Annotated in this window: 31 protein-coding genes and 3 tRNA genes; 18 read left to right on the top strand and 16 right to left on the bottom strand. The window is 68.9% G+C overall.

Annotated features, from left to right (window positions below):
• Positions 1-163: 163 nt before the first annotated feature.
• The 11 genes from nusG to AC5L30_RS23215 form a co-directional block, all read right to left on the bottom strand.
• A complete protein-coding gene (gene nusG, locus AC5L30_RS23265; protein WP_112584800.1) occupies positions 164-886 on the bottom strand; it encodes a transcription termination/antitermination protein NusG in 723 nt (240 codons plus the stop codon).
• Positions 887-924: 38 nt separating this feature from the next.
• Complete coding sequence (gene secE / locus AC5L30_RS23260) at positions 925-1314, bottom strand: preprotein translocase subunit SecE (protein WP_030329860.1); 390 nt, start codon at positions 1312-1314, stop codon at positions 925-927.
• Positions 1315-1526: 212 nt separating this feature from the next.
• Positions 1527-1599 (bottom strand) — tRNA-Trp (locus tag AC5L30_RS23255).
• A gap of 129 nt (positions 1600-1728) precedes the next feature.
• The gene (locus tag AC5L30_RS23250; RefSeq protein ID WP_494869805.1) at positions 1729-2121 is read right to left on the bottom strand and encodes a MaoC family dehydratase; all 393 of its coding nucleotides are present in this window, start codon (positions 2119-2121) and stop codon (positions 1729-1731) included.
• A gap of 1 nt (position 2122) precedes the next feature.
• Positions 2123-2569 carry an FAS1-like dehydratase domain-containing protein gene (locus tag AC5L30_RS23245; RefSeq protein WP_494869804.1) on the bottom strand — a complete coding sequence of 149 codons (447 nt, stop codon included), beginning with the start codon at positions 2567-2569 and terminating at the stop codon, positions 2123-2125.
• 126 nt (positions 2570-2695) lie between these two features.
• Positions 2696-2863, bottom strand: a complete 168-nt coding sequence (gene rpmG / locus AC5L30_RS23240; protein ID WP_007073056.1) for a 50S ribosomal protein L33 — start codon at positions 2861-2863, stop codon at positions 2696-2698.
• 132 nt (positions 2864-2995) lie between these two features.
• A tRNA-Met gene (locus tag AC5L30_RS23235) sits at positions 2996-3068 on the bottom strand.
• 24 nt (positions 3069-3092) lie between these two features.
• Positions 3093-3165: transfer RNA gene (locus AC5L30_RS23230), tRNA-Thr, on the bottom strand.
• A gap of 93 nt (positions 3166-3258) precedes the next feature.
• On the bottom strand, positions 3259-5787 hold the full coding sequence (locus tag AC5L30_RS23225) for an EAL domain-containing protein (protein WP_494869803.1): 2529 nt from the start codon (positions 5785-5787) through the stop codon (positions 3259-3261).
• Positions 5788-5895: 108 nt separating this feature from the next.
• Entirely contained in the window at positions 5896-6030 is a 135-nt protein-coding gene (locus AC5L30_RS23220) for a hypothetical protein (RefSeq protein WP_494869802.1), read from the bottom strand.
• Between the two features lie 439 nt (positions 6031-6469).
• Positions 6470-7666, bottom strand: a complete 1197-nt coding sequence (locus AC5L30_RS23215) for an epoxide hydrolase family protein (RefSeq protein WP_494869801.1) — start codon at positions 7664-7666, stop codon at positions 6470-6472.
• Positions 7667-8390: 724 nt separating this feature from the next.
• Between AC5L30_RS23215 and AC5L30_RS23210 the strand changes: the two genes are divergently transcribed.
• Positions 8391-8960, top strand: a complete 570-nt coding sequence (locus tag AC5L30_RS23210; protein ID WP_494869800.1) for a DUF4145 domain-containing protein — start codon at positions 8391-8393, stop codon at positions 8958-8960.
• Between the two features lie 80 nt (positions 8961-9040).
• Here AC5L30_RS23210 and AC5L30_RS23205 read toward each other — a convergent pair whose 3' ends face one another.
• The 5 genes from AC5L30_RS23205 to AC5L30_RS23185 all read right to left on the bottom strand — a co-directional run bounded on the left by AC5L30_RS23205 (position 9041) and on the right by AC5L30_RS23185 (position 14193).
• Positions 9041-10276, bottom strand: coding sequence for a hypothetical protein (locus AC5L30_RS23205; RefSeq protein ID WP_494869799.1), 1236 nt, complete (start codon positions 10274-10276; stop codon positions 9041-9043).
• Entirely contained in the window at positions 10264-10755 is a 492-nt protein-coding gene (locus AC5L30_RS23200; protein ID WP_494869798.1) for a DUF4365 domain-containing protein, read from the bottom strand. The genes AC5L30_RS23205 and AC5L30_RS23200 overlap by 13 nt, the downstream gene beginning before the upstream one ends.
• 502 nt (positions 10756-11257) lie before the next feature.
• A complete protein-coding gene (locus AC5L30_RS23195; protein WP_494869796.1) occupies positions 11258-12223 on the bottom strand; it encodes an NAD-dependent epimerase/dehydratase family protein in 966 nt (321 codons plus the stop codon).
• Between the two features lies 1 nt (position 12224).
• The gene (locus AC5L30_RS23190) at positions 12225-13706 is read right to left on the bottom strand and encodes a helix-turn-helix transcriptional regulator (protein ID WP_494869794.1); all 1482 of its coding nucleotides are present in this window, start codon (positions 13704-13706) and stop codon (positions 12225-12227) included.
• 73 nt (positions 13707-13779) lie between these two features.
• Positions 13780-14193 carry a hypothetical protein gene (locus AC5L30_RS23185; protein ID WP_494869792.1) on the bottom strand — a complete coding sequence of 138 codons (414 nt, stop codon included), beginning with the start codon at positions 14191-14193 and terminating at the stop codon, positions 13780-13782.
• A 617-nt stretch (positions 14194-14810) separates the two neighbouring features.
• On the opposite strand from AC5L30_RS23185, the gene AC5L30_RS23180 reads away from it, so the two are divergent.
• From AC5L30_RS23180 to AC5L30_RS23100, 17 genes are all read left to right on the top strand, one after another.
• The gene (locus AC5L30_RS23180; RefSeq protein WP_494869791.1) at positions 14811-15056 is read left to right on the top strand and encodes a DUF6284 family protein; all 246 of its coding nucleotides are present in this window, start codon (positions 14811-14813) and stop codon (positions 15054-15056) included.
• Entirely contained in the window at positions 15056-15430 is a 375-nt protein-coding gene (locus tag AC5L30_RS23175; RefSeq protein ID WP_494869790.1) for an RRQRL motif-containing zinc-binding protein, read from the top strand. The genes AC5L30_RS23180 and AC5L30_RS23175 overlap by 1 nt, the downstream gene beginning before the upstream one ends.
• Complete coding sequence (locus AC5L30_RS23170; protein WP_494869788.1) at positions 15427-16086, top strand: NUDIX domain-containing protein; 660 nt, start codon at positions 15427-15429, stop codon at positions 16084-16086. Before AC5L30_RS23175 ends, AC5L30_RS23170 begins: the two co-directional genes overlap by 4 nt.
• A gap of 15 nt (positions 16087-16101) precedes the next feature.
• Complete coding sequence (locus AC5L30_RS23165) at positions 16102-17277, top strand: hypothetical protein (protein WP_494869787.1); 1176 nt, start codon at positions 16102-16104, stop codon at positions 17275-17277.
• On the top strand, positions 17274-17447 hold the full coding sequence (locus AC5L30_RS23160) for a hypothetical protein (RefSeq protein ID WP_494869786.1): 174 nt from the start codon (positions 17274-17276) through the stop codon (positions 17445-17447). The genes AC5L30_RS23165 and AC5L30_RS23160 overlap by 4 nt, the downstream gene beginning before the upstream one ends.
• 92 nt (positions 17448-17539) lie before the next feature.
• Positions 17540-18007: a DUF3307 domain-containing protein gene (locus AC5L30_RS23155; protein ID WP_494869785.1), complete on the top strand. Its 468-nt coding sequence runs from the start codon at positions 17540-17542 to the stop codon at positions 18005-18007.
• An 87-nt stretch (positions 18008-18094) separates the two neighbouring features.
• Positions 18095-18232, top strand: coding sequence for a hypothetical protein (locus tag AC5L30_RS23150; protein WP_494869783.1), 138 nt, complete (start codon positions 18095-18097; stop codon positions 18230-18232).
• A 91-nt stretch (positions 18233-18323) separates the two neighbouring features.
• A complete protein-coding gene (locus tag AC5L30_RS23145; RefSeq protein ID WP_494869782.1) occupies positions 18324-18509 on the top strand; it encodes a hypothetical protein in 186 nt (61 codons plus the stop codon).
• 239 nt (positions 18510-18748) lie between these two features.
• Positions 18749-18901 carry a hypothetical protein gene (locus AC5L30_RS23140; RefSeq protein WP_494869781.1) on the top strand — a complete coding sequence of 51 codons (153 nt, stop codon included), beginning with the start codon at positions 18749-18751 and terminating at the stop codon, positions 18899-18901.
• Entirely contained in the window at positions 18898-19086 is a 189-nt protein-coding gene (locus AC5L30_RS23135; protein ID WP_494869779.1) for a hypothetical protein, read from the top strand. Before AC5L30_RS23140 ends, AC5L30_RS23135 begins: the two co-directional genes overlap by 4 nt.
• A 108-nt stretch (positions 19087-19194) precedes the next feature.
• Positions 19195-19389: a hypothetical protein gene (locus AC5L30_RS23130; protein ID WP_494869778.1), complete on the top strand. Its 195-nt coding sequence runs from the start codon at positions 19195-19197 to the stop codon at positions 19387-19389.
• 92 nt (positions 19390-19481) lie between these two features.
• Positions 19482-21695, top strand: coding sequence for a P-loop NTPase family protein (locus AC5L30_RS23125; RefSeq protein ID WP_494869777.1), 2214 nt, complete (start codon positions 19482-19484; stop codon positions 21693-21695).
• A gap of 144 nt (positions 21696-21839) precedes the next feature.
• Entirely contained in the window at positions 21840-22088 is a 249-nt protein-coding gene (locus AC5L30_RS23120; RefSeq protein ID WP_494869776.1) for a hypothetical protein, read from the top strand.
• On the top strand, positions 22085-22378 hold the full coding sequence (locus AC5L30_RS23115) for a hypothetical protein (RefSeq protein ID WP_494869775.1): 294 nt from the start codon (positions 22085-22087) through the stop codon (positions 22376-22378). Before AC5L30_RS23120 ends, AC5L30_RS23115 begins: the two co-directional genes overlap by 4 nt.
• A gap of 4 nt (positions 22379-22382) precedes the next feature.
• Positions 22383-23597 (top strand): bifunctional DNA primase/polymerase, encoded by a 1215-nt coding sequence (locus AC5L30_RS23110; protein ID WP_494869774.1) that lies wholly within the window; start codon positions 22383-22385, stop codon positions 23595-23597.
• The gene (locus AC5L30_RS23105; RefSeq protein ID WP_494869773.1) at positions 23594-24259 is read left to right on the top strand and encodes an XF1762 family protein; all 666 of its coding nucleotides are present in this window, start codon (positions 23594-23596) and stop codon (positions 24257-24259) included. Before AC5L30_RS23110 ends, AC5L30_RS23105 begins: the two co-directional genes overlap by 4 nt.
• Positions 24256-25857 carry a YfjI family protein gene (locus tag AC5L30_RS23100; RefSeq protein WP_494869772.1) on the top strand — a complete coding sequence of 534 codons (1602 nt, stop codon included), beginning with the start codon at positions 24256-24258 and terminating at the stop codon, positions 25855-25857. The genes AC5L30_RS23105 and AC5L30_RS23100 overlap by 4 nt, the downstream gene beginning before the upstream one ends.
• The last annotated feature ends 504 nt before the right edge of the window (positions 25858-26361 follow it).

Below are 26361 nucleotides of genomic sequence, written 5' to 3'. Positions count from 1 at the left end.
GGGAAAATGCGGCTGTCGCCGCCCTCGGGCGCGCACGGTCAGCGCGGTGCGACAGCGGCGACATTCAAGAGTAGCGCAGGCCGCAGCCCACTCGTCCGCCGAGGTCGAGCGAGAGCGCGTACGCCGACGTCGGCGGCGGGCCCGGCCCGCCGCCGACGACCAATCAGATCTTGGCGACCTGGTTGAAGTTGAGCTCCACCGGAGTCTCACGACCGAAGATCGACACCAGCACCTTGAGCTTCTGCTGGTCGGCGTTGATCTCGCTGATCGTGGCCGGCAGCGACGCGAACGCGCCGTCGGTGACGGTGACGGAGTCGCCCACCTCGAAGTCGAGGACCTTGATCTCCGGCTTCGCCTTCTTCTGCTCGGTCTCGACAGCCGGCGCCAGCCACTTCAGCACCTCGTCGAGCGAGAGCGGAGCGGGCCGGTCGGCCCGGTCGGTCGCGCCGACGAAGCCGGTCACGCCCGGGGTGTTCCGGACACAGGAGTAGGACTCGGCGGTCAACTCCATCCGGACCAGGATGTAGCCCGGGAAGACCTTCGCCTGGATCTGCGAACGCTTACCGTTCTTGACCTCGACCTCTTCCCGGGTCGGCACCTCGACCTGGTAGATGAAGTCCTCCATGTCGAGGCTCGTGATCCGGGTCTCGAGGTTGGTCTTGACCTTGTTCTCGTAGCCGGCGTACGAGTGCACCACGTACCAGTCACCCGGCGCGTAGCGCAGCTTCTGCCTCAGCTCCGCGACGGGGTCGTAGTCCTCGTCCGGTGCGGGCTCGGTCGTTGGGAACTCCGGCTCGCTGGCGGCCTCAACCGACTCGTCACCAGCCGCCGTCGCGACCGTGGACTGCTCGTCCACCGGTCCGGCGGTCTCGTCGTACTCAGGCACGCTCGCTCACTTCCGTCACTATGGCTGGAGGCAGCCGGTCAGTCCGAGTTGCCAAAGACAAACAACACGACCTTGGCGAAGCCGAAGTCCAGCACACCCACGATCGTCAGCATCACCGCGACGAACGCCACCACCACGGCGGTGTAGGTCAGCAACTCCTTGCGGGTCGGCCAGATGACCTTACGCAGTTCGGCTACGACCTCGCGGAAGAACCGGGCGATGCGGCCGAAGACGCCCACCCGACCCGTTTCCGACCGGGTGGTCGGCCGGCTGTCCGCCGACTCCGCCCGGGCACGGGACCGCGTGGCGGTGCCTCCCCGGGAAACCGGCTCGTCCGCGCCGGAGGCGTCGTCGTCGGCCACGTCGTCGACGATCTCGTCGTCCAGACGATCGTCGCCGTCGTCGTCGCGCCGCTTGTTGTCGGCCACTTCGCCCTCCGTCGCGGAATCTGGGGTCGCACGCCGAGCGGCGTACGCGGCGCTGGTCACGCCGGCCGGACCCAACCGTCCCGCGACGGGCCGCGGCCGGTGGATCACCCGGAGGGCCCGATTGCCTCGGACCACCCCGCCGATGCCACCACCACGGGCCGGACGCCGCCAAGCTGGCGGCGCGACCCACGGGAACGGTCAGGCCTGAGGCGCAGGGGTGACAGGACTTGAACCTGCAGCCTGCGGTTTTGGAGACCGCTGCTCTGCCAATTGAGCTACACCCCTATGCGGCAACACTCGCCCCACGCGGCCACAGACGACCGAGCAGGGGTCACTTGCCCCACGGCGGACCAGTGTACGGGTAGCCGCCCGACTTTCCCAACCGGTCTCTCCACCACGCGTGGCGGGCACGTTTCAGCGTGTCGTCCGGATGGTTGCCCGCGCCTGCGACAGCACCTTCTCACCCAGGCAAGTGGCGGTCACCTCGAGTCGGGTGAGACCGTCCTCGGTCACCTCGCGGACCCGCGCGGTGACCTCGATCTCGGTCCCCTGGTCGTCGTCCGGGACCACCACCGGCCGGGTGAAACGCACGCCGTACTCGACCACCGCGTCCGGCGACCCGGCCCACTCGGTGACCGCCCGGCCGACCAGGGCCATGGTGAACATGCCGTGCGCGATCACCCCGGGCAGACCCACCTTGGTGGCGACCCGGTCGCTCCAGTGGATCGGGTTGAAGTCGCCCGAGGCGCCGGCGTAGCGGACCAGGTCCGCGCGGGTCACCCGAAACGTCTGTGCTGGCAACTCCATCTCACGCCTCCCCGCGTACGACATACCTGGCCCAGACGGCGACCACGGGTTCCCCGCCGACGGTGCTCACGTCGGTGCGCGTGGTCAGGAAGCCGTGCCCACCCCGGGTGCTGACGTCCTCGATGGTGTTGGTGCAGACCAGCTCGTCGCCGGCGAACACCGGCCGGGTGTACGCGAACCGCTGGTCGCCGTGCACCAGGCGGCTGTAGTCGACACCCAGGGCCGGATCCTCGATGATCTGGCTGCTCGCGGCCATCGTCACGATTACCGGAAAGGTCGGCGGAGCCACCACGTCGGGATGGCCCAGCGCCCGCGCGGCCTCCGGGTCATGGTGAGCCGGGTCGGTGGCGCCGATGGCGCTGGCGAACTCGCGGATCTTTTCTCGGCCCACCTGATAGGGGGCGGTCGGCGGATAGGTCCGGCCGACAAAGGAAGGGTCCAGAGGCATGCCGCGAACCTACACGGAAAGCCCAATCGCCGACCTGATCGGTAGGCGGCGGCGGAGCCGCGCCAAACCGGTCAGATCGGCGATCGGAAAGCTTCGACAACGGCCGGCACTGAGGCCGGCCAGCGGTCAGCGGGTCTCGCGGTGGACCGTGTGCCGACCGTCGCGCGGGCAGAACTTCTTCAGCTCGATGCGGTCGGGGTCGTTACGGCGGTTCTTGCGCGTGATGTAGTTGCGCTCCTTGCACTCCACACACGCCAAAGTGATCTTCGGCCGGACATCGGTAGCCTTCGCCACGGCGGAGTGCCTTCCTCGCTAACGGAAACAACTACGACGCGCCAGCCTAGACGCTGACAGCGCGGACATGCAAAGTGGGCGCCAGAAGCGCCCATTCTTACGACCACCGGCAACTAGCCCGGAAGACGAGAGTAGCGGTGGCCGGACTTGAACCGGCGACACAGCGATTATGAGCCGCTTGCTCTACCATCTGAGCTACACCGCTGCGATGGGTCCAGCTGAACCCTCGAGCCCCCTTACGGAATCGAACCGTAGACCTTCTCCTTACCATGGAGACGCTCTGCCGACTGAGCTAAGGGGGCCTGCGCGATCTCCCCGTGGGGCGCGCAGGAGTAAGAGTACACGGCCCGGCTCGACAGGTGAAATCGGATCCCCAGTGATCGTCCGCGCCCTGTTCAGGGCACGACACGCAGGCGCGGCAGCTCCCCGTTGGCGACCGTCTCCGGCTCGACCTGGGCACCGAACCAGGCAGCCAACCGCTCGTACGGCAGCGGCCGGCTGAACAGGAAGCCCTGCCCGATCTCGCAGCCGATGTCCTGGAGAAGCTCCAGGGTCAGCTCGCTCTCCACCCCCTCGGCCACCACCGCCAGGCCGAACTGCTGGGAGAGGGTGACCACCGCGTTGACGATCGCCAGGTCCCCCGGATCGGTCGCCATGCCCTGCACGAACGAGCGGTCCACCTTCACCTCGTGCACCGGCAGCCGCCGCAGGTGCGCCAGGGACGAGTCACCGGTGCCGAAGTCGTCCACCGACAGCCGTACGCCGAGATCCCGCAGCCGTTGCAGCGTGGGGATGGGCCGGTCCGTGCCGTCCAGCACCCCCGACTCGGTGATCTCCAGGGTGAGGCGCTGCGCCGGCACCTTGTACTCGGTCAGCAGCTCCTGGACCCGGTCCGGGAAGTGCTGGTCGATGAGCGTACGAGCCGACAGGTTGACCGCGATGGGCAGCGGCTGGTCGGCCAGCGCCCAGTCCCGACTGCGGCGAAGACCCTCACGGAGCACCACCTCGGTGAGCCGGCTCAACTGGCCGGTGTGCTCGGCCACCGCCACGAAGTCCTCCGGTGCGACAGTGCCGTGCGTCGGATGCTCCCAGCGGGCCAGACACTCGACACCGACCAGGCGGCGATCGCGCAACGTCACCTTGGGCTGGAAGTAGACCTCCAACTCGTCCTTGTCCAGTGCCTGGCGCAGGTCGCCGGCGAGACCCAGCCGGCGCAGCGACCGGGATTCCAGGCCGGGATTGAACAGCTGCACGCTGCCCGGCACCGACTTGGCGGCCGTGGTGGCCAGGTCGACCCGCAGCAGCAGGGTCGCCGCGTCGCTGCCGTGATCCGGGTGTACGGCGACCCCGACAGCGGTGTCCACGTCCAGGGTGAGCGCGTCGAAGACCATCTCGTCGCGGATCTGGTCACGCAGCTGACTGGCCAGTTCCAACGCCGCGTCAGCGCTCTCCGCGCGCAACGTCACCAGGAACTCGTCGCCGCTCGCCCGGCCCACGAGAGCCGACGACGGCGCGCTGGCCCGCAACCGGTTGGCGACCTCGGCGAGGACCTTGTCCCCCGCCGCGTGCCCGAGCGACTCGTTGACCTGCCGCAACCCGTCCACGTCGAAGAGCAGCAGCGCCACCACCTCGCCGGGCGCACGGATCTTGACCGACTCGTTCAGCGCGTCGGTGATCCGCCGCCGGTTGGGCAGCTTGGTCAGGGCGTCGTGGTAGGCGTCGTGCCGCAGTTGGTCGACCAGCCGATTGTTCTCCAGAGCCACCGCGGCGTGCGCGGCCACCGTCTCGAAGACGGCGATGTCCGCGGGCGTGAAGTGGTTGCCGTCGCCGAGTCGGTTGGCCACCTCAAGGGTCCCGATGACGACCTGGCCGGACCGCAGCGGCACCACCACGGCGTCCTTGATCCGCCGCTCGGCCAGCTCGGCGCGGAACTCCCCGTCGGTGGTCACCCGTCGACCCACGGCGACAGTTCGGCGGGTGTCGCGCACCCGCTCCCGGATCGTCGACGGAGTGTGCGCCAGGTCGAGCAGACCGGGATCGTCCACCCGAGCGGTCAACAATGTCTCCGGGTGCCGGCCCTGAGCCGGAAGCCAGAGCGTCGCGTACTCCGCCTGCATCAATGCCCGAACCCGGCCGAGCAGGGCATCCGCCAGCGTGCCGTTCTGACCACTCTCGACCACCGCGCCGGTCAGGTCGTACAGATCCTTCAGGGTGCGGTGCTGGCGGAAGAACTGGGCGTACGACCGGTAGACCAGCACGAGGCCGGCGCCGAGCGCGGCGAGCAGGAGCAGGGACCACCACGTGTTTCGCACCAGGATCAACACGATCAGGCCGACCGCCACGTTGATAGCCGCAGTGAGCATCGCCGGCTTCGTGGTCCGCAACGCTCCCCGCCCGGTCTGCCAACCGTGCAGCAGCGTGTGCACCGCCGCCACGCTCGTGATGCTGACCAGGAGCACGATGGCGACGGCAGCGAAGATGCTGATCCAGGTGAGCGGGCCCACCCCCTTGATCGGCGGCAGAGCCTGGAGGACCAACGCGGCCAGCGACGTCCCTGCGGCGGCCCGCGCGACGTTGAACCAGACCTTCGGCGCCGACAGCCGCTGCCGGGTATGGGTGATCAGCGACGTCAGCGTGTAGATGACCGCCACCGTCAGCGGCGGCAGGAAGTAGAGCGCGAGGACCAGCGGTAGCTCGGTGAGCGTGACGCCGATCGTCTGCCGCCGGACGACCAGGCTGAGCAGGGGCAGCCCAGCCACGATCATGAGAACGAGGAAGAGCGCCGCCTCGGGCCAGCGACCGAACGGCTTCTCCGCAACCAAGCCGGTGACGGTGGCGCACGCGACCGCAAGCAGGGCGAGAGGCGCGGTGATGATCCACGCATCCTCGGAGGATCTGCGCCGGGGTTGACCGTTACCGATCATGGCGCTCCTTCGACTCGACACCTCGCCGCCGACGCACCGTCGCGCGACGGCCCGCCATGTGCGCGCAGCAACCCCGGGCATGTTCGGCAACAGCCCGGAGCGCCGAGTTTACTGCCAGATGACGTCCACGGTCTGCGCGTCGCCCTGCGGATTGTTGCTGAGGTCGACACCGCCGAGGCCGCCCCAGAGTGCGGCTAGAACGAGAAGTGAGCCAAACAGCCGGCCCAACCTACGACCAGACATGATTGCTCCTGTCGGAAAGTGTCGTGGGGGTAGTGGAGATTCCACGATCGTGCCACAGTGCGGGCAGCCAGAGAAGTGGGGACAGCCTGACTGACCCCACCGTCTGTGACTTCCCGCCGTTCGGCCCACTGCCCCCATCAGACCGGGCCAGATCACAAGCCTGCGGGGCAGATCACCGCTTCAGACAGCGTCGATTACGACCTTCAACACAATTCGGCTCAGCCGCGATGCAGCCAGCAAATCTGACATGTCGGTCACTCTGAGTGATGCCCCGGGGCGGTGCGTCCACGCTTACACCTGCGCCCAGCCATCGACCACCATACCGGGTCTTGGCCAACACGCCAGCCCTTCGACGGGTTCAAATAGACGGAGGGCGCTCAGTGCGGTCGCGGGCGTGTGAGCAGCGCCAGCGCAACTCGCATCGCGCGCCGAGCCTGCCTCAGGACCCCCGCAGCGGTCGGAACGCGGCCCGCACCTCGGCAGCGAAGAGCTCAGGCTCCTCCCAGGCCGCGAAGTGGCCGCCGCGGTCAGCCTCGTTGAAGTACGAGAGGCCGGGGTAGACCGCCTCGGCCCAGCTGCGCGGAGCGGCCCAGATCTCGCCGGGGAACGTGGTGAAGCCAACCGGAACCGAGACCGGCGGCGGGGTCTGGCCCGCCGCCTGGGCTGCGGCCAGGAACCGCCCGAACTCCCAGTACCACCGGGCCGAAGAGGCGCCGGTGCCGGTCAGCCAGTACAACGTCACGTTGTCGGCAATGGACTCGCGCGTGAGACCACCCGTCGGCGTGCCGTCGACGAACGCCCGGGCGATCTTGTAGTAGCTGTCGGTGTCGTGGTCGAACATCCAGGCAGCCAGCCCGACCGGCGAATCGAGCAGGGAGTACCCGATCGTCTGCGGGCGAGTGGACTGCTCCAGGAAGTAGCCGAAGCCGTCCGTCGTGAACATGTTCAGCGCGTCGTGCGCCGCGCGCTCCTGCGCGGACTTCGCCGGCAGTTGGTCCTTGATGCCGATCGCCCCGGCGAGCAGGTTGACATGGATGCCAACTAGTCCCTCGGGCCCTTGACGGCCCATCGCGTCCGTGACGGCGGCGCCCACGTCGCCCCCCTGGGCGACGTAGCGCGGGTAGCCGAGGCGCTGCATCAGCACCGCCCAGGCACTCGCCATGCGGTTGGAGTCCCAGCCGGGCTCGGTCGGCTCGCCGGAGAAGCCGTAGCCAGGTAGGGACGGCAGCACCAGGTGGAACGCGTCCTCGGCAGAACCACCGTGCGCGGTCGGGTCGGTCAGCGGGCCGACCACCCCGAGCAGCTCGACGACCGAACCCGGCCAGCCGTGCGTCATGATCAGCGGGAGGGCGTCCTCGTGCTGCGACCGCACGTGGATGAAGTGGATGTCCACCCCGTCGATGTTGGTCGTGTACTGCGGCAACGCGTTCAGCTTCGTCTCGAACGCCCGCCAGTCGTAATCAGTCGTCCAGTAGCGGGCCAACTCCTGGATCGTCGCCAACTGCACCCCCTGGGAGCGGTCGGCGACCAACTCGCGAGCGGGCCAACGCGTGGCCGCAACCCGGCGACGCAGGTCGGCAATCGCGTCTTCCGGTGTGTCGAGCCGGAAGGGACGAATTTCGTTGTCGTTCGACATCTTCCCCACCCACCGGGTCCAGTCGCCAACGCCTGAGCACCGACGGTGCTGGCGCTCACCCAGTCTCACAGCGGGCCGGCCCCTCCCGGGCCGAAACGCGAATCGCCGATCACCGCCTATGCCGGCGATCCTGTCCACCGGCGGCGCCACCGGGTGCCGGCCACTGACCAGCACCGGGTGTTGGTCCCGGCGACCGGCTCTCCGGCCGGCGGGGAGACCGCGCAGTCGGGAAGACGAGCAGGACGACACGCACCGAGCTTGCGAACGCCCTCAGCGGCAAGATCGACCTGCCCACCATCTCTCCACAACCAGTCGTCGACGGCTGGACCTTGCCGGACTTGGCCAGACAAACGACAACGGCCCCTGATCAGCATCTCTGCTGGTCAGGGGCCGTGTCCGCACCTGGTGGCGGGTAGAGGATTCGAACCTCTGAAGCTTTCGCGACGGATTTACAGTCGGCCACGGACAGCACCCCTGAGCAGGCCAAATGGCAGGCTAGCTGTCCACTCACGACACGGATGTGACACAGGCGGCTCCCGCCGCTGTAGGTAATTCGAGGTGATCGCCGTGCATGCGTGAGATGCTGTCGGACCCAGAGACGACACCCCGAACAGGCAGGACCATGACTTCCTTTATCGGGCCGCCCCAGAGCGACGAGCCGAGAGCGAACTGCCCCCGATGCGGCACTGTCGCGGCAGCCTTCAAGAGGTCCCAGAAGATCATCGTGGATGACGGCACGTGGGTGCTGGTCGCGACCTGCGAGGTATGCCACGAGGGGACGGTAGTCATCGAGCGTGGCCAACGAAAGCCGATCACCGGCGGGGTGCGCTACACGCTTGAGCAACCGATCTTCTGGTGGCCCACACCTAACGCGGCAGAACGTATCGATCCTGACGCCGGTCTTCCCGAGAAGGCACGCGACGCGTACGCGGAAGGGCTTCGCTGTCTGGCCGTCCAAGCGCCGAACGCAGCGGCCGGCCGCTTTCGGTCTGCCCTAGCTGTCATCGCCGATGACAAGGGCGGCCAAGAAATCAAGTCGGAACGGACCCTCACAGGCAAGCTCAAGCGACTGTACGAGGGCAATCCACTCCTAATCGCGCTCGGCGAGCACACGGATACGATCAAGATAATCGGCGACGCTGGTACCCACCAGGAGGAATGGCCTTCACTGACACTGGAGCAAGCTGAGCTTGCGGGACAGCTTGTCCGGCATTTGATCGAAGCCCTCTACGAGTTTCCTGCCCGCATGGTCCGGTCCCGCCCCGTCCGTCCATCTCGCCTGCCAAGGCAGTAGCGCTGCCGCCCGCTAGCTTCCCGTCCGGCGCGCCACGGCGATGCTGATCGACACGGCAGCGCAGCGAAACAAACTGCCACCTACTCTGCCGACGTAGGCCCTTCGAGGTCTTCCCACCATGCGGGTTGCTCAGCGTTATCTGAGGCGGAAGCGGGAACCATCGGTTCCGTAACAGAGCCGTGCGTGGTTTGGATGTGAGCACCGTACAACCAGTTCAGATTGCCTTCGCGCTCGAGGTCACCGATAACCTCAATCATGAGATCTTCCTCGTGGGCACGGACCGCCAAGTGATAGTCGGCCGCATCAACAAGGTGCGCTCGGACTTTACGCGGTTTCGCAGGCCCCGCCGAGACGACCCCAATCACGCCAGGTTGGCCCGCCTCTTTCTTGGTAAGCAGGTGAACCCTGCCGACCACAGTCGTTCTAGGCTGCGGCTCAGTGAACACGAGTCGAGTAGCCGCCTTCTGAAAGGCTTCCGAATCCTCGCGTGTGTAGTCGAATCGCTCCGACACAGCACGTTCCTGTTCGCCCGACGGGTGCCACTCGATGAAAACCTCAGCTTCGTCTGCATCTTCCGTTAAAGCAGCTAGAGCGCTTGTCAGCTCATAAGAAATGCCGTGTTCTACGCCGGCGTCGAAGCCGGAAAGAGACTGACTGCTACGGAAGTATGCAAGTGCCTCAGAAGCGGCACCCAGCGCGTTCGTAACCGATCTCGCAATCTCGCGGCTTTCGACAAAGTCCACACCGGGTATACCAAGGGTGTCGGCGAAAGTTTGATGCAGCGTGATCGGTTCTTCAGATATAGCGTATGCGGTGACTACGTAACTTCCCGGTGCCGTCTGCCCCATAAGGATGTTGTCAAGGTAGCGGTTAGCAAATTGCCCGTGACGGTTGCCGAAGTGCCGAGCCTTACTGACAGCTGCCTTCGCTCCAGCGGTAAGGGTGGCACGCGCGGCTTGGATCAACCCCTCCCCATCGCGCCATTTTATGAGACCAGAAGGCAAGGACGTTTCCTTGCGGAACCTATACTCGTCAGTCTCGCGCGCGATGAGCCGAGGCAGTAGCCTCACGTTCCATTCTTGCCCGTCGCGGGCGTGAATTTTTCGAATCGCCGCCGACATCAGCTCGGCGAACTCTGGCGCTTCCCTGTCGATTGGAATAACCAGCGAGAAGTCTCGACCGGACGGATCGGTGGGTGGAGCGAGCCGATTGTATGCATTGCGGCGGCCCCCGATAAGGCGCCACCCAGTCTCTTCCAATAAAACCGTCAGCTTCGCCGGGTCAACCGTCCGCAGATCCGCCTCTAGCTCTCGCATAAGCTCTCACCTCGATCGATTTTATCGAGGATGGTCGACAGGGCGGACGCATCGAAGATGTTTGAGGTTGGAATCTGAATGTAGGGCCTGTCGACCGAAGGGACATCCCGGCCCTCTAGGCAAATCCAATAGCAACAGTGACGGAGGCGCAGGAAGTCGTGCGACGAGTCAGTCCAAAGCATCTGCGAACGATTGACGGACATGACTATTAGAATGTACTTATCGAAGCGCCTCTTGACCGCTAGACGCTCCATGTATTCGCGCTTCGTAAATTGGTAACTAAAATGCTCTCGACCAGGATTAGGGCTGATCTGGGTGGTGCTTTTCAGTTGAGCCTTGACCGAGATTTCCTCCCGAGGCGCAGGAAATGATCGGACAATCTCAAGATCTACGCCATATGTATCCCGCTCAACGTTCGTCACACCGCAGCCGGCAGTGGAGGCGACGCTCATCACATACGCCTGCTGCAATTGCTCCATACAGCTCGTGAGCGTTCGCCCATCTACTGCCTCGATACGCGATAGGGAATCTCCGGTTTTAGTCGCAGATGCCATTCGCCCCCCACCTCTGACGCTCAGTCTTCAGATGGTAACGGAAATGGCACCCACATTGCTAGATCGACATCCAGCAACGTGATCTATACGGCACACAGCGCTGCGGTGAAAGAGTTTGTCACAAATCCGACAATGCTGGTGAGCAAACAACGCGATATCCGAAGAATCCCTCAGTCTTCCGGCTGACGTGTTCTCACCGATGGGCAAGGCTGTACACCTTAACCGCCGTGGGAAATGAACAGGTTCGGCCGTGCACTAGCTGATGGTCCATGTGCAGCTCAGCATGAAGTAGCCGGTCTAACCTGCCCTAGCTGATCGGAACGCCCCGCTGGTTGGTCGGTTGGCATAATCGATCACCACCCGGCGGCCATTGCTCCCCGAATCTCGGATGGGGAGTCGGTGATAAGGACGCAGCCAGCCCAGCTCTTCACCCGTGCTCGGTAGACAAACCACCACCGGGCCACGCCTCCCAGGCATCCGCAAGGATCTCGCTCAGCTTGGACCTTGCTGGGGTCCAATCCAGAACAGTCTGGGCGCGGCCGACGTCGGCGATCAGCTCCGGCGGTTCAGGCTTGGTCGGTTGACGATGGACGGTTACTGGACGGCCAGTCACCTGTTCGGCAGTGGCTACCACGGTGGCCATGCTCGTCCCGACGCCTGAGCCAAGGTTGATGGTCTGGCTGGCACCTGGCGCGCAGATGGTCAGGGCAAGCCGGACTGCGATGGCGACGTCGGCCACGTGCACGAAGTCCCGCACCGCCGCCCCGTCGCCATTGAGGGGGACGTGGTCAAGTTCTCCGGTGATCGCGCGGAAGACGTTCGGAATGATCCGCGCGCGGTCGGTGTCGGTAACGCCGTCGACGGCCCCGGCGATGTTGAAGGGCCGGAGGATGACCGCGCCGATTGCTCCGGTCGCCGCATACGCCGCGACCATGTGCTCAGCCGCGACCTTGGACGCCGCGTATGGGCTCTCGGGGTGCGGGGCGAGGTCTTCGGACAGTGCGCCGTGGTGCTGCGACCCGTAGACGATGTTGGTGGAAGCGAAGACCAGAGAAGCCGGCGCGGTGTTCGTCCGTGCGGCGTCTAGGGCCATGAGCAGGTTCAGGGTGCCGGTCGTGTTGACATCGAAGTAGCCCAGCGGGTCAGCGAACGAGTCCCGCCCGCTGGTCAACGCCGCAAGGTGTACGACTCCGTCGTACCCGCCCTCCTGGACGATCTCGGAGACCCGAGCACGGTCACGGATGTCCCCCGTCACCAGCTCGACGCCGGACGGTGCGGTTCGGTCACCGCGACGACCCCGGGTCATGACGGTGACCCGGTGCCCGGCGGCAAGCAGGTCGCGGGCTACGGCGCGGCCGAGAAATCCCAGGCCACCAGTTACCAGTACGTGCACGTCAGCTTCTCCCCAGGATCGTGCGGCGGTGTTCCCACGCGAGTTCAAGGCATCCGGCCGCCGCCGGTGCCAGCCGCCCGCTGGCGGTCAGTTCGTCGATGGTGTGCCGGGTGAACGGCAACGCCGAGGTCGGCCGTACCCGCCCGGTCTTGACCACGGTTCCCTCATCGTTGGAGTCGACCATGTTGGCGAACAGGTGGTCATAGGTGGGGCCGTCGTACACGGCGACGGCCAGAATCTCGCCCCACAGGGTGAGTGCGTCGAGCGCGACTCCGAGGCAGAAGACCCGCACCCCACCGGACGCATATGCCCGGCCGAAGGCCGCCAGCGGTTCCGCGCTGTAGTCCGCCGGTTCGCCGTCGCCGCCGTGCTCGGCGCTGCCGAGGAATTCCTCGCTGTACTCCCGCATCATGTTGCGCCACAGGTCGAAGTCGGCCACTTGAGCGGCAGGCAGGACGCTCGATGGCTGGAACACCCCCGCCGGCATGATGTGCAGCATTCCCCCGGCTACGGCCACGTTGCCGGCTGCGCGGTTGTGCAGCACGAAGGACGCTCCGTCGTCGTCTACCCGCAGGGTGAGCGTGTCGGTTGACGGCGCTGTCGGTCGGCGGCTGGGCGTGAACGGGTCGCCCACGAGCCGCCGGAAGGCCAGGTTTCGCCAGGACGCCGGCAGGATCCCGCTCCCGTCGCCCGCGACGTGGTACATGGCCATTTCGTGCGCGAGCGCCTCCGAGACATCGACACCACCGAAGTACGTACCGGTGGTGAACGTGAGTGCATGGGCGGGCTGGCTCCAGTCGACCCCCGCAAGGTGCCACGCGAGCCGGTTCTCAAAGAGCCGGGGCTGTTCAACATCACGCAAGGCGAGGCTGTAGCGCTGGTGCCGCCGCCCGTCCGACGCCAACGGCCGTACGCCGGCCGCAGCGTCCTCGGCCCCGGTGACGAGGGGCGCGGTTCCCTCCGGGGCGAGCCCGATTCCGAACTGCGCCAACTCGATCGGAGTCGGTGGCAACCATTGCGGCGCTGCAATCAGGCCGCTGTCACCTACGCGGTGCTCCACGTCGTAGAGGCGTGCCGCCTCACGGGCGAGCTGCACCCGATGAATGTTCAGCTTCCGCCGGACCGCGCGCCATTCCTCCTGGCTGTCCTCGGCCTGCGGATGAGACACCGGATCTTGGTAGATCGCGAAACCTCCGTTCTCGGGACTGTCACGCTGCTGGGGCGTCACACGCTGCCTGGTGAGTCCGAGATCCTGCACAGAGACGCCGAAGTGCTCGGCAAGGAGTTGCCGGTAGAGCGCGGACGGATACGTGATCCCCCGCTCCCACCTGCTGACCTGATTGGCGGTTACGGCCAGTCTCTTTCCGCGCGCCACCCCAAGGCGGTTCAAGCCATCCGCCACGTCCTGCTGAGTCTCGCCCGCCGCGTCGCGGAGGTTGTACAGCGCGAGATTCGGGGTGGCATCCCTGGCGTAAGCAGGCACAACGGCCCTCCTTCGCTGGCGTAGGCACCCGCCGATGCGCAACCGCGCCTAGTCGATGCCTAGTGGACGGCGGTTACCCGGCTGGTGAACGGCGTTCGGATGCGCGCTCGGAACTGGTGTCCTTATCGCCATGACCGACATCGACCGCCATCCGCTCTACGGCATCCGCGAGCCGCCGCACCTCGGCGTGCAGCTGGTCCAGCCGCGCGAGTACCAGCGACGAACTGTCCGCCCGCCCCACTCCCCCGCCACTGTCCGGCGGTGTGGCCCCGGTCAGCACGGCACGAAGGTAGTCGTCCGGCCAGCCGAGAGCCTGCGAGATCGCGGCGAGCGTACGCGCCGACCGCTTGCGGGTCGCGGCTGCCTTTTGCAGCTCACGCAGGGTGGCAACCGACACCTTGGACCGCTCGGCCAACTCCTGCTGTGACAGCGGCAAATCGGCCATCCGGCCGTTGATTGCGCTGGCCACAGCCTGCCAATCCTCCACCCGACGCCTCCCTGTCTGACTGCTTGATCCGCTGATCCTAGTCTTCCCACCTCGTTGACATCGCACAACTTCAGCGCTAATTTTAGCGCTGAAATTAGCTACACCGGCCGGATGGCCCCAGGGAAGGCGGCAACCACTGCGCACGCCCATGGACCGCCGGAGCGGGTGTCGATCTTTCTCAAGTGCATAGCGACCTTTGGAAACAAGCGCGGACAGCTGTCCTCGGTAGACCCCTGCCTTGAGTCATCTCCGGATGGCCGACCCCCAGTGCAGAGCTGGGGCGAGCGGGGTGTCGGGAAAGGGCAGCGTTCGCGTGTATCACCGGCTCGGCTGCTGCCGCGTCGTGCATTACCTGGGGGCGCGGCCGCTGTGGCCGCGCCCCCGGCTGTTCGTCCGACTTCATTCGAGCTGGGAAGAGGTGAGCCCTTCATGTCCGTGAGCATCGCCGCCGCCGTGCGGATTACGACCAAGAGCAACGCCGTCTGGCGCAATTGCCGCGTATGCGGCTCCCTCGCCCCGCTGGCCCCTGACCAGGACTGTTGCCGCTCGTGCGGTCAGTCCGCCACCGCCCGCCGCCGTCCGGTGGCGGGTAAGCGTCGTTCCGGAAGGAACTCGAAGTGAGCTACGACCTTCACCCGGACCTGGAGGGTCCGAGCCTCGCCGACTTGGCCGCGATCGAGTCGGAGTGGCCGCTGATCGCGGCCGAGCTGGACGTCTTGGACGCCGAGATCACGATGCTCTACGCCGAGGACCACGGCGGCCCTTCGCCGCTGGACTGGCGGCGGTTGCGCCGGGCCGAGGCCCGCGTTACCCGCGCCGCCACCGACGCCGCTACCCGTACCGACCCGCGCCGCGCGGCCTGATGTCGCGCATCCGCGCCGCCTACTTCGATCCGGACGGGGCGCGGTACGGAATCCCCACCTTCTGGTGGCGGGGTGCCCCAACCGGCTACGCCACCCGCCGCCAACTGACCGCCGCCGGCCTGCGCCCCGGTGGTCAACCCGTCGCCGCTCAGGTGCTCTGGCGCGGCGTGGGCGGCACCCGAACCGCGTACCTCTACCGGGTGGACCTGGCCGCGCCGAAGCGCACCGCGACCCCCGCCCAGCTCCGGGCGGTCCGCGCCGCTTTGTTGGCCCGCCGAACCTGCCCGACCTGCGGCGCGGTCCGGCCCTACTACATCCCGCGCTCACTCGGTGAGTGCTTGACCTGCGCCTATCCCATGGAGGCCGCCGCATGACGTGCACCTACACCGCCCCGTCCGTCCTGGCCGGCATCGCCGCCGGGGCGAGCTGGGCCGACCCGGAGATGGACCCGACCCGCATCGACTGGGCAGCCCGCCGGGCCGCCGCCGCGATCCCGTTCCCCCTCGTGGACGGCCGACCGGTCAACCCGTACGCGCCGACCGGCATCCGCTACGGGCGCAACGAACTCGGCCACTGGGGCGAGGCCCTGGCCGCCGACGCGGTGGTCATGGCCACCATCAACGGCCGACGCCGAATTCTGATGGTGGAGCGCGACGACGACCACGGTTGGGCGCTGCCCGGCGGACACGTCGACCCCGGCGAGGACCCCACCGCCGCCGCGTTCCGGGAGCTGGCCGAGGAAACCGGCCTGATCGCCGACCCCACCGACCCGTGGGTGAAGACACTGCCGGCCCGGTACGTGCCCGACCCGCGCGCCTCGGATGAGGCGTGGATGGTCACCGTCCCCGTCCTGATCGACCTCGGCCCGGTGCCGATCCTGCCCGAGGTTGTCGGCGCGGACGACGCCCGACTGGCCGCCTGGCTGCACGCCGAGTCCTACCAACACCTCATCGAGTACCTGCGCCACTACCTCGACGGCGACGTGTTCCCCGCGCACCGCGACCTGCTCGCCGACATCCTCGACCACTGACCGGGAGGTCACCCGATGTTTCGTCGTACGCCGGAAGACCCAGCGATCCTGGCCGCCCGCGCGGCGGCCCAACGCGAGTCCGCCGCCGCCGAGGTGGAGCGCGCCCGCTTAATGGCGCAGCTCGACCGGGAGCAGCAAGAGGCCGCCGCCGCGCACGCCCGCCGGCAGGCCGCCGCCGATGAGCAGGAGCGCCGCCGCCGCGACGCCGCCCGCCGCGTCGAGCGCACCGAGGCGCGGGAGCGCCGCCGCAAGTCGCGGGCCGAGTTCGCCGCGAAGCTGCGCCCGGTGCTGCCGCTGCTGCTGATCAACGGCGGCGCGGCCTACGCGCAGGCCGCCTACGCCTACTCCGAGATCGCCCCGGCCGCGTGGAACGGCCCGTCCCGGGTGGCGTTCGCGGTGGCGTTCTCCGCCGCACTGGAGTCGATCGCCGTCTACGTCCAGTGGCACGCCCACGACGCACTGATGCTCAAGGCCCACGCCACCGCCGCATCCCTGCGCCGGGCCGCGTGGGGCATCGCCGCCGTGGTCGCCGCCATCAACTACGCCCATTTCGCCAACGGCATCACGCCCACGGCGGCGGCCATCGCGTTCGCGCTGCTGTCGCTGCTCTCCCCGTGGCTGTGGGGACTGCACACCCGCCGCGCCCAGCACGTCCAACTGTTGGCCGAGAACGCGAGCCTCATCGACGACGCCGGGGTCGAGTTCTCCCCGAAGCGCCGCCGCATGTTCCCGATCCGCTCCCTGATGGCCACCCGGTGGTCGATCGAGCACAACGAACGCGACCCCCGCAAAGCATGGGACGGCTACAACGCCGAACGCGCCGCCCGCACCGCCGCCCGCCAGGCCGACAAGACCACCCGCGCGAAGAAGGTCACCGCGCCGCCGCAGACGCCCAACGGTCCGGCTGACCCTGCCGAGCCGGTCACCCCGGCCCCGGCGCTCCCGGTCACGCCGGTTCGTGAGCCGGTTCGCCCGGCGCGGGTCACGCCCCGGTCCCTGACCGCCAGTGAGCGGGTCATCGCCGCACACATCGCTGACCCGACCGCGCCCCACGGTCAGATCGCGCGGGCCGCGAACGTCAGCGTGAGCACCGTCAAGCGCCACCGCCCCCACCCCGAAATCGGGTCACCATTCCGCCCGGACGCTGCGGCAACGCCGGTCAACGGCACCCCCGTGGAGGTGGCCGCATGACCGCCGAGAAGTTCCAGGCGTTCCGCAGGTCGGGTCAGACCGGCAAGACCCGTTCAGTGAGCCAGCCCGGCAGCGCGGAGCAGGCCCGACGCGCGGCCGACGCGAAGCGGCAAAAGCTGCCGCGCGGTTCATCGGACACGTTCGAGGTCCGCAAGCCCCGCAAGAAGTAGCGCCGCCCGGCGGCACGGCCACCGGCTCGCAACCTGAGCCGTGCCGCCGGTCCACCCCCTTGAGCCTCATCGACCCTCGGGAGATACCCCTCATGTTCGCAGATCCGACCGGCGCGCACGCGGCAACGTTCGCCGCCGTGTTCATCGCCCTCTACGTCGCTCACCAGGTGGGCGACCACTGGATCCAGACCCAGCATCAAGCCGACTGCAAGGGTCAGCCCGGGTGGCCCGGCCGCATCGCCTGCGCCGCCCACGTCGCCACCTACACGCTCACGGCCCTGCTCGCGTTGGTGTTCCTGATCGCCGGTACCGGCCTGCGGCTCGACCCGTGGGCGGTCGGCGTAGGGCTGACCGTCTCGGCGGTGTCGCACTACATCGCTGACCGGCGCACCCTGCTCAAGCGCATCGCTGACGCGCTCGGTTCGGCCCGCTTCTACTCGCTCGGCATCCCCCGGCCTGGCCGCGACGACAACCCGAGCTTGGGTACCGGCGCGTACGCGCTGGATCAGTCCTGGCACGTCGCCTTCCTGTTTGTCTCCGCCCTGCTCATCGCGGCCTGACCGATCCCCGTGGCCACCGGCACCCATCGCCGCCGGTGGCACGCGGGGACCGGTCAGACCGACCGGCCACAGCGAAGGAGAAACGACGTGGCGAAGAAGAACTGCTGGTGCGGCAAGCCGGTCGCCTGGGACGGCGCGGCCCTCTGCCCCGAGCACGACCAGATGTTGGTAGGCGGCCTGACCGGCGTCCGGGACCTGATCGAGAAGAAGGCCAAGAAAAAGTGATCTGACCGCCCCCGTCGCCACCGGCTCATCACCCGGTGGCGCGCGGAGGCCGCCAGAACCGATCTGGACGGCACAACCGGAGGGAACCACCGTGGGTAAGAAGTACCTGTTCAGCGAGGACAGCAACGGCCGCTCCCGTGAGGTCAAGGTTGACCCGAAGCACCTCGACCGGCAGATCCGCGACGAGCGGGCCGCCGGGCGCACCCCGACCGTCATGGACGAGGACGAGCGCATCCGCTTCGGCCGACTCTCCCAGCAGTTCAAGGGCCGGCGCTGATGGCGCACCGCTGCGGCCGATGCGGCTGCCTCCACGCCAACTCCGGCGGTATCCCCGGTCGAGGGTGCCTGTCCTGCGGGTGCGCGTGCGCCCCGCTCAACGCCGGTAAGACGTGCCGCTGCTGCGGCGCAACAGACAGGTAGCCCCGCCCGGCGGCACAGCCCCTATGGCCTGGAAACCCGTGCTGTGCCGCCGGTCCAACCCCTCAACCCGCATGGGATCTCGGGAGGACCACCAGTATGTCTGACCGTCAACTCCGCGAGCACCACGACCGCATCGTGGCCCGCAACCGCGAGGCCCGCGAAGCGCAGATGCGCGAGGCACAGCGCCAAGCCGACCAGCGCAACCGCGACCGCGCCGCCCGCCAAGCCGAGCAGGGTCGCAAGCGGTGAGCGCCGACCGATTCACCGCCGCGTACGAGCGGTGGCGCGACACCGACGCCGCCGCGAGGGCCACCGGCAGCAAAGCCGCACGCGCTGCGGCCGAGCGGCAGCGCAAGGCCCTGCACGACAGCCGCGAAGCACAGCAGGCGCGGCGGCAACTCAACGGCCGCGCCGCGCCCCGCGACCGCCGCTGACCTTCCTCCACTGGCACCCCTGACCGCTTCCGCCGCCACCGGCTCATCACCCGGTGGCGTGCGGTGGCCGCCAGACCCGCTGGACGGCACAACCGAAGGGAGCCCACCGTGGGCCGCACCAACCGCGCATCCGGCAACGACCGCGTTGCCATCCAGGTCGGCGAGGTCAAGGGCAGCAAGACCCCCAAGCCCGCCCCGACCAGCAAGGACACGCCCACCCAGACGGAAAACATCCGCTCCGGTAACGCCACGGTCGGCCGGCAGGTCGACGAGATCCGGGGCGACTTCACCATCCGCTGGTAACCCCCTGCCCGGCGGCACGGCCACCTGGCTACCAACCCGCGCCGCGCCGCCGGCCCCCTACCGATCTCCCGACCGTTGGAGGAACCCCCATCATGACTGCCCCTGATGAGAACCGTTTCGACTGGCAGGCCGCAGAGCAGGACCTCACCGACCCCACCGGCGGCCCGGACGCCGAGGTGGTCGATCTGGACGACGCCCGCGCCCGCCGGCAGGCATCCGTCACCCCGACCGGTGACGGAAGCGACCTGGCCGACGACGGCGAGGACGCCGAGAGCGTCGCCGACGACCCGGACCGCGACGGCGGGCCGGTGGACGCGGCCGACGACATCCCGCCGGACGTGCTGGCCCGGCAGCGCAACCGCCGGCCGATCCTGGCCGACTGGGCCAGGTCGTGGCGCGCGCTGCGGGCCGCCGTGCGGCACCAGAGCAAGGACGCCGGCTACGTCACCGCCTACCACGCGGTGCGCCTGCCGAAGTACGCGGCGAAAACGGCCGTCTACGCCCCGGTGGGCCTGTTCCGGGGCACGGGGAAGGCGTTGCACTGGGCCAGCGCCGAGGAAGGTAACTGGCACCTGCGGCAGGCCGCCGCGACCCGGGGCGACGCCGACACATGGATGAAGCTCGACGCCCGCCGGCAGCGCCAAACCGTGTGGCGGTGGTGGGTGCTCGCCGCGTCGGCCGGCGCGATGGTGGCCGCCGCGATCGTGCTGGCGCTCGGCCCGTCGTGGTGGCGGTGGGTCGCCCTGGCGGCGGTGGTGCCGCTGCTGGCGACGCTCGGCCGTCCGGCGGACAAGCCGCTGACCGACCGGGTGACCGAGGGCACCCGCTACCGCAAGCTCACCGCCGAGCTGGTCCGCCGGGCGTTGACCTCGCTGCAACTGCCGGCCATCAACTCGGCGGTTGCCAAGGACGCGAAGGCGATCAGCTTCCCGGTGGACATCCACCGTGACGGCCCCGGCCACCTCGCCGTGGTGGACCTGCCGTACGGGGTGGAGGCGTCCGAGGTGGTGGCCCGGCGGGGCAAACTCGCCTCGGCGATGCGGCTGCCGCTGGATCAGGTGTGGCCCGAGCCGGCACCGGGGCACACGGGCCGCCTGGCGCTGTGGGTCGGCTACGAGCCGGCGTCGCAGATGACGCAACCGCCCTGGCCGCTGCTGTCGGCCGGCGCGAAGGTGGACCTGTTCAAGGCGTTCCCGTTCGCTACCACCCCGCGTCTGGACGTGCTCGACGCCGAGCTGATGTTCCGCAACTGGCTGTTCGGTGGTCAGCCCGGGTCGGGTAAGACGTTCGCGCTGCGCACGTTGCTGCTGGCCGCGTCGCTGGACCCGCGCGCCGAGATCCGGGGTTACGAGTTGAAGGGCGTCGGTGACTTCGCCGTCCTTGAGCAGGTCATGGCCGAGTACGGCAACGGCTTCGATGACGAAACCCTTGCCCGGTGCTTCGCGTTCATCGAGTGGCTGTATGAGGAGTGCCGCCGCCGCTCCAAGCGCATCGAGCACTACGCCCGCCTCGGCAAGGCCCCGGAAAACAAGGTCACGCCGGAACTGGCGTCGCTCAAGGGGTCTGGCCTTCACCCGCTGGTGGCGTGGTTCGATGAGCTGCAAGAGCTGATGACCAGCAAGTACGCCAAGGAAGCCGGCGAGATCCTGGAGAAGGTCATCAAGCTCGGCCGGGCGCTGGGCGTGATCATCCTGATCGGCACGCAGATCCCCGACAAGGACAGCCTGCCGACCGGCATCACCCGCAACGTCAACTCCCGGTTCTGCCTGTCGGTGGCCGACCAGACGGCCAACGACATGATCCTTGGCACCTCGGCCTACAAGCAGGGCTACCGGGCGACGGTGTTCGTGCCGGTCGATGAGGCCGGGTGGGGCATCCTGCGCGGCTTCGGCCCGAAGCCCTCGGCGGTGAAGTCCTACTACGTCAACACCACCAAGGCCGCGCAGATCGTCACCCGCGCCGTAACGCTGCGCCAGGCCGCCGGCACCCTGCCCAAGCCCGACGAGCAGACCCGCGACGTAGCGCCGATCGCGGACGTGCTCGGCGACCTGGCCCGCGTGTGGCCGGGCGACGACAAGAAGGCGTGGAACGAGACGCTGTGCGGCCTGCTGGCCGAGCTGCGGCCCGAGGCGTACCAGGGGTGGGGGTCGGCTCAGCTCACCGCCGCGCTCAAGCCGCACCCGGTCATCAAGGTCGGCGACGTATACGGGCGACTCCCGGATGGCAAGGAGACGACTCGGCGCGGCATCCACCACGACCACCTCCTCAAGGCAATCGCGGAGCGTGACCGGAAGCGGTCGAGCTGACGTGACCGTCCGGCCTGCTAGGCCTAGCACCCCGACCTGCTAGGCCTAGCAGAGCTGCTAGCAACCAATCCGAATCATGAGCTGCGGTCTAGTACCTAGCAGCTCACGGCCCCTCACGCCCAAAAACCCGCTCTGGAGGCCGTTGTGACCCCCCACCTCATCGCTGCTAGCACCCTCTGCGCCGCCGCCCTTGCCGTCACGCTCGGTTACGCCGGGCTGTGCTGGATCAAGCCCTTCACCACCTGCAAAAGGTGCGCCGGAACCGGCCGCACCACCACCCGCGTCCTGCGCCGCCCGCGTGCCTGCCGCCGCTGCGACCGGGGCATGCGGCTCCGCACCGGGCGGCGCGTCTTCAACATCTTCCACCGCCTACGGGCCGAGGCGACCCGGTGAACCGCCGCGCCGCCGGCCACACCGAATGGTGCGGGATGGACCACCGCTGCAACCTCGGCGAGCACCGATCCGAAGAGATCGTGGTCGACGTCGCCGGCCGCTCCCGTGCCGTCCTCGTTCGGGTGCGGACCTCCGCCGGGCGGGAGCACGCCGAGGTCCGCGTCAGGGTCGCGCTCGCCCCGTCCGAACTGGCCGCCCGCCGGCAGCTGGTCGGGCTGCTCGGCGACCTGCGCCAAGCCGTGACCCGGGCCGCGATCACCGCCCGCCCCCGGCCTCGGCCGAGGCGGTGACCGGGTGTCCGCCCGGTGGCTCGGCGCGAGCGCGGTGCTCGGCCGACCGGTGACCGACGCCGAACCGTACCCACACATCTGCGGCCGACTGCTCCCCGCCGACCACGCCCACGGCGGCCGTCCTGTGCTGCTGCAACGCCGCGACTGCGCCGCCTGCGCCCACGGCCGGCACGAACGCCGCCACCCACACCCGACCCCCGACACCCCGCCCGCGCCGATGGAGAGGACCCGCACGATGTCGGACAACCCGCTGTTGACCGCCGCCCTCGGCCACGCCGAACGCGGCTGGCACGTCTTTCCGCTTCGCCCCGACGACAAGCGCCCCGCATTCCCCGACCACAGCGCCGACGACTGCACCGGCCATGACCCGCGCTGCCGGACTGGACACGTCGGGTGGGAGGCTCGCGCCACCACCGACCCCGACCGCATCCGCCGAGCGTGGACCGCCCGCCCATACGGCATCGGCATCGCCTGCGGCCCGTCCCGCCTCGTGGTGATCGACCTCGACGTCCCCAAGAACGACAGCGACACCCCGACCGGTGAATGGGCCGGGGCGTGCGACGGACGCGACGTGTTCGCCATCCTCGCCACCCGCAACGGCACCCCCACGAACTGGATCGCCGGTTTCGGGCCGGACGACACCGCGCCGCCCGGCGTCGACCACACGTACACCGTCCTGACCGGACGGGGCGGCACCCACCTCTACTACCGACACCCCGACCACGGACCGGCGCTGCGCAACACCGCCGGGGAGCGGGGCAACGGCCTCGGTCCGATGGTCGACACCCGCGCCCACGGCGGCTACGTCGTCGCCGCCGGCTCCACGGTCGCCGAACGGCCCTACACCGTCGCCCTGGACGTCAACCCCGCGCCGCTGCCCGAATGGCTGGCCGGGCTGCTCGCCCCGGCTCCGCTGCCGCCGCAGCGGCCGGTGGTGGTGGCGCTGCCCGGTGGGCGGGAACGCGCCTACGTGCGGACGGCCGTCGAGCGGGAGTGCGCAAGCGTGACAAGCGCGCCCGATCACCACAATGACGCCCTGTACCTCGCGTCGGTGGCGCTCGGCCAACTAGTCGCGGGCGGTTCGCTGTCCGCTGACGAGGCGTCCACTGCGCTGGAACACGCGGGTGTTTCCGCCGGCCTGCGGCACCACGCGGTGCTGCGGACCATCGCCTCAGGATTCAGGGCCGGTGCCCGTCGTCCCCGCCAGGTGGCCGCGTGAGACGGCAGTCCGCGCAGCTGCGCATCGTGCCTGTATCGCTGCCGGAGGCGCGGGCGTTCGTTGCGCGGCACCACCGGCACAACCCCGCGCCGGTCGGGCACAAGTTCTCTCTTGCCGTCGTGGACGTTGCCGGTGATCGCCGGGGCGTCGCGGTCGTTGGTCGTCCGGTAGCCCGGATGCTCGATGACGGGCAGACCTTGGAAGTCACGCGGGTGTGCACCGATGGCACCGCCAATGCCTGTTCGGCGCTGCTCGGCGCGGCGTGGCGGGCCGCGAGGGAACTCGGCTTCCGACGCCTGATCACCTACACCCAGGCCAGCGAAACCGGCGCGAGCCTCCGAGGTGCCGGGTGGGTCCAAGTCGCCGAGATCCGGCCGCGCCGTGGCTGGACAAGCCAGGGACGCCCGCGCCAGGACAAGCACCCAACCCGGGTCCGTCGCCTCCGCTGGCAGGTCACCACTGCCGACTTCACCCAGACCGAGTTTCGTCACGCCTCGCCGACCAACCGTGACGAAACTCCGACGACTCCGGCCGGCTGTGCGGTCTGCGCCGCACCGATCGAGCAACCGCCGACCGGCCGCCGGCCCCGCTACTGCTCCCACGCCTGCCGCCAAGCCGCCTACCGCACCCGCACCACCGCGCAGAACGGAGAGGCCGTATGACACCCGCCCGCCTCCACCTCGTCACCACCGACCAGCAGCACGACACCGACGCGCCGCCGGGCAACGGGCCGCTGTGGGATGTTCCAGTGCCCCTGACCGGGCCGAGCACCGCGCCGCCGCCGTTCCCGGTCGACGTGTTCCCCGCATGGTTGGGCGACATGGTGACCGGCGTCGCCCGGTTCACCCAGACCGATCCGGCGATGGCCGGAACCCTCGCCGTGGCCGTGCTCTCCGCGTGCGCGGGTGGCCGGCTGGAGGTGGAGCCGGTCGGTGGGTGGCGCGAGCCAGTGAACGTGTTCGCCGCCGTCATTGCTGGACCCGGCGAGCGGAAGTCACCTGTTCACCGGGCGATGACCGCCCCGCTGTTCGCCGCGCAGTCGACGCTCGGTGAGGCGATGCGACCCCGGATTGCCGAGGCTGCCGCGCTGCGGGATATCGCCGACCGGCAGGCCGAACAGGCCAAGGCACAGGCCGCGAAGGCCAGCGACCCGGGCAAGCGCGGCGAGGCCGCCGCCGAGGCGGTAGCCGCTGCCATCGCGGCCGAGGCGATCACCGTTCCCGGCCTGCCCCGGCTGATCGTGGACGACGCCACCCCGGAAGCCCTCATCGGCCTGATGGCCGCCAACGGCGGACGCATGGCGATCATCTCCGATGAAGGCGGGATCTTCGACACCCTCGCCGGCCGGTACTCCGGTGCCCCGAACCTTGACCCCTACCTGAAAGGCCACGCGGGGCAGCCGATGAGCAACGAACGGCAGACCCGAGAGGGTGCCTCGGTCGACAAACCCGCGCTGACCGTGTGCGTGATGGCGCAACCGACCGTGCTGCGGAAGTTCGGCGGGAACGCCGACCTCGCCGGCCGTGGCCTGCCGGCCCGGTTCCTGTTCGCCCTGCCCCGATCCCTCGCGGGGTATCGGCTGGTGGATACCGAGCCGGTGCCCGAGGCGGTGACCGCCGGTTACCGGCACCGGGTGCACGACCTGGCCGCCACCCTCGCCGAGTGGGAAGACCCCGCCGTGGTCACCCTCACCCCCGAGGCCGGGCGGGTGCGGCTGGCCGCCGCTCAGGAGGTGGAGGCGCAGCTACGCCCCGGCGGAACGCTGCACGACATGCGCGAGTGGGGCAACAAGCTCTCCGGCGCAACACTGCGGCTGGCCGGGTTGCTGCACGTCGCCCACCACCCCGCCGACGCGTGGCGACGCCCCATCGACGCCGACCGGATGACCGACGCGGTGAGGCTGGCGGAGTTCTTCGCCGCGCACTACCGGGCCGCGCTCACCACGATCGGCAGCGACGCCGCGATGGAGAACGCCCGGTACGTGCTCGGTGTGCTCACCAGCAAGGGCATGACCACGTTCACCCGCCGGGAGGCGCACCGCCGGGTAGCCCGCAAGCTGCCGAAGTCCGACGAGGTGACCGCCGTGCTCAACGAGCTGATCGCCCTCGGGTGGGTCCGCAACGGGCCGGACGGCCGCTACGAGCTGCACCCCCGCGCCGCCGGGGAGGACCCCGGAAACGCTGACACGCTGACAATCGCCGCGACCGGCGACGTTTCCGCAGCTCAGAGCGCCCGGGAAGGTGTCAGCGGCCCGTGCTGACAGGTGCTGACAGGCGCTGACAATTCCCGCCGACGCCCGTGAGGTGTCAGCGCTGTCAGCGCCTGTCAGCGCACCCCGCTGACAGCTTCATACCCGCACTTACCTGCGGAAACGTCACCCAGCGAGCCCTGCTGTCAGCGTGTCAGCGCTTTCCCGGCCTCCCGCTGCCGAGTGCCGGTCCAACCTCCCCGGAAGCGGCCCGCTGAGAGCCCCTGAGAGCACCAGGCCCTACGCCTTACACCCGGAATCCCGGGATCTTGCCTCTACGGCGCTCTCAGCGGCCCGCCCTGCGCCCTTCTGCCGCAGCGCCTAGCCGACCCTCCACACGCGACCCGCGCCGACCGGAAGGCCCTCACCGTGCGAATCAGGCTGCACGGCACACCCACTGAAACAGCCGCAGCGCTCGACGCCATAGCCCAAGTGCTGCACATCCAGCAGGTCAGCCGGCCCTACCCCGACCGCCGATCCCCGCTGTTCCAGCGCATCTACCTCCACGCCACCCCG

Source organism: Micromonospora sp. BQ32 (genome assembly GCF_059358895.1).
Note: the sequence above shows the minus strand (reverse complement) of the source record. Positions and strands in the feature narration are given on the sequence as shown.

Coding starts and splice junctions, on each gene's coding strand:
- AC5L30_RS23250 (WP_494869805.1), bottom strand. CDS start 2,121: ATGGAGTTGCCAGCACAGACGTTTCGGGTGACCCGCGCGGACCTGGTC.
- AC5L30_RS23245 (WP_494869804.1), bottom strand. CDS start 2,569: ATGCCTCTGGACCCTTCCTTTGTCGGCCGGACCTATCCGCCGACCGCC.
- AC5L30_RS23225 (WP_494869803.1), bottom strand. CDS start 5,787: ATGATCGGTAACGGTCAACCCCGGCGCAGATCCTCCGAGGATGCGTGG.
- AC5L30_RS23220 (WP_494869802.1), bottom strand. CDS start 6,030: ATGTCTGGTCGTAGGTTGGGCCGGCTGTTTGGCTCACTTCTCGTTCTA.
- AC5L30_RS23215 (WP_494869801.1), bottom strand. CDS start 7,666: ATGTCGAACGACAACGAAATTCGTCCCTTCCGGCTCGACACACCGGAA.
- AC5L30_RS23205 (WP_494869799.1), bottom strand. CDS start 10,276: ATGCGAGAGCTAGAGGCGGATCTGCGGACGGTTGACCCGGCGAAGCTG.
- AC5L30_RS23200 (WP_494869798.1), bottom strand. CDS start 10,755: ATGGAGCAATTGCAGCAGGCGTATGTGATGAGCGTCGCCTCCACTGCC.
- AC5L30_RS23175 (WP_494869790.1), top strand. CDS start 15,056: ATGTCGCGCATCCGCGCCGCCTACTTCGATCCGGACGGGGCGCGGTAC.
- AC5L30_RS23170 (WP_494869788.1), top strand. CDS start 15,427: ATGACGTGCACCTACACCGCCCCGTCCGTCCTGGCCGGCATCGCCGCC.
- AC5L30_RS23165 (WP_494869787.1), top strand. CDS start 16,102: ATGTTTCGTCGTACGCCGGAAGACCCAGCGATCCTGGCCGCCCGCGCG.
- AC5L30_RS23160 (WP_494869786.1), top strand. CDS start 17,274: ATGACCGCCGAGAAGTTCCAGGCGTTCCGCAGGTCGGGTCAGACCGGC.
- AC5L30_RS23155 (WP_494869785.1), top strand. CDS start 17,540: ATGTTCGCAGATCCGACCGGCGCGCACGCGGCAACGTTCGCCGCCGTG.
- AC5L30_RS23140 (WP_494869781.1), top strand. CDS start 18,749: ATGTCTGACCGTCAACTCCGCGAGCACCACGACCGCATCGTGGCCCGC.
- AC5L30_RS23125 (WP_494869777.1), top strand. CDS start 19,482: ATGACTGCCCCTGATGAGAACCGTTTCGACTGGCAGGCCGCAGAGCAG.
- AC5L30_RS23100 (WP_494869772.1), top strand. CDS start 24,256: ATGACACCCGCCCGCCTCCACCTCGTCACCACCGACCAGCAGCACGAC.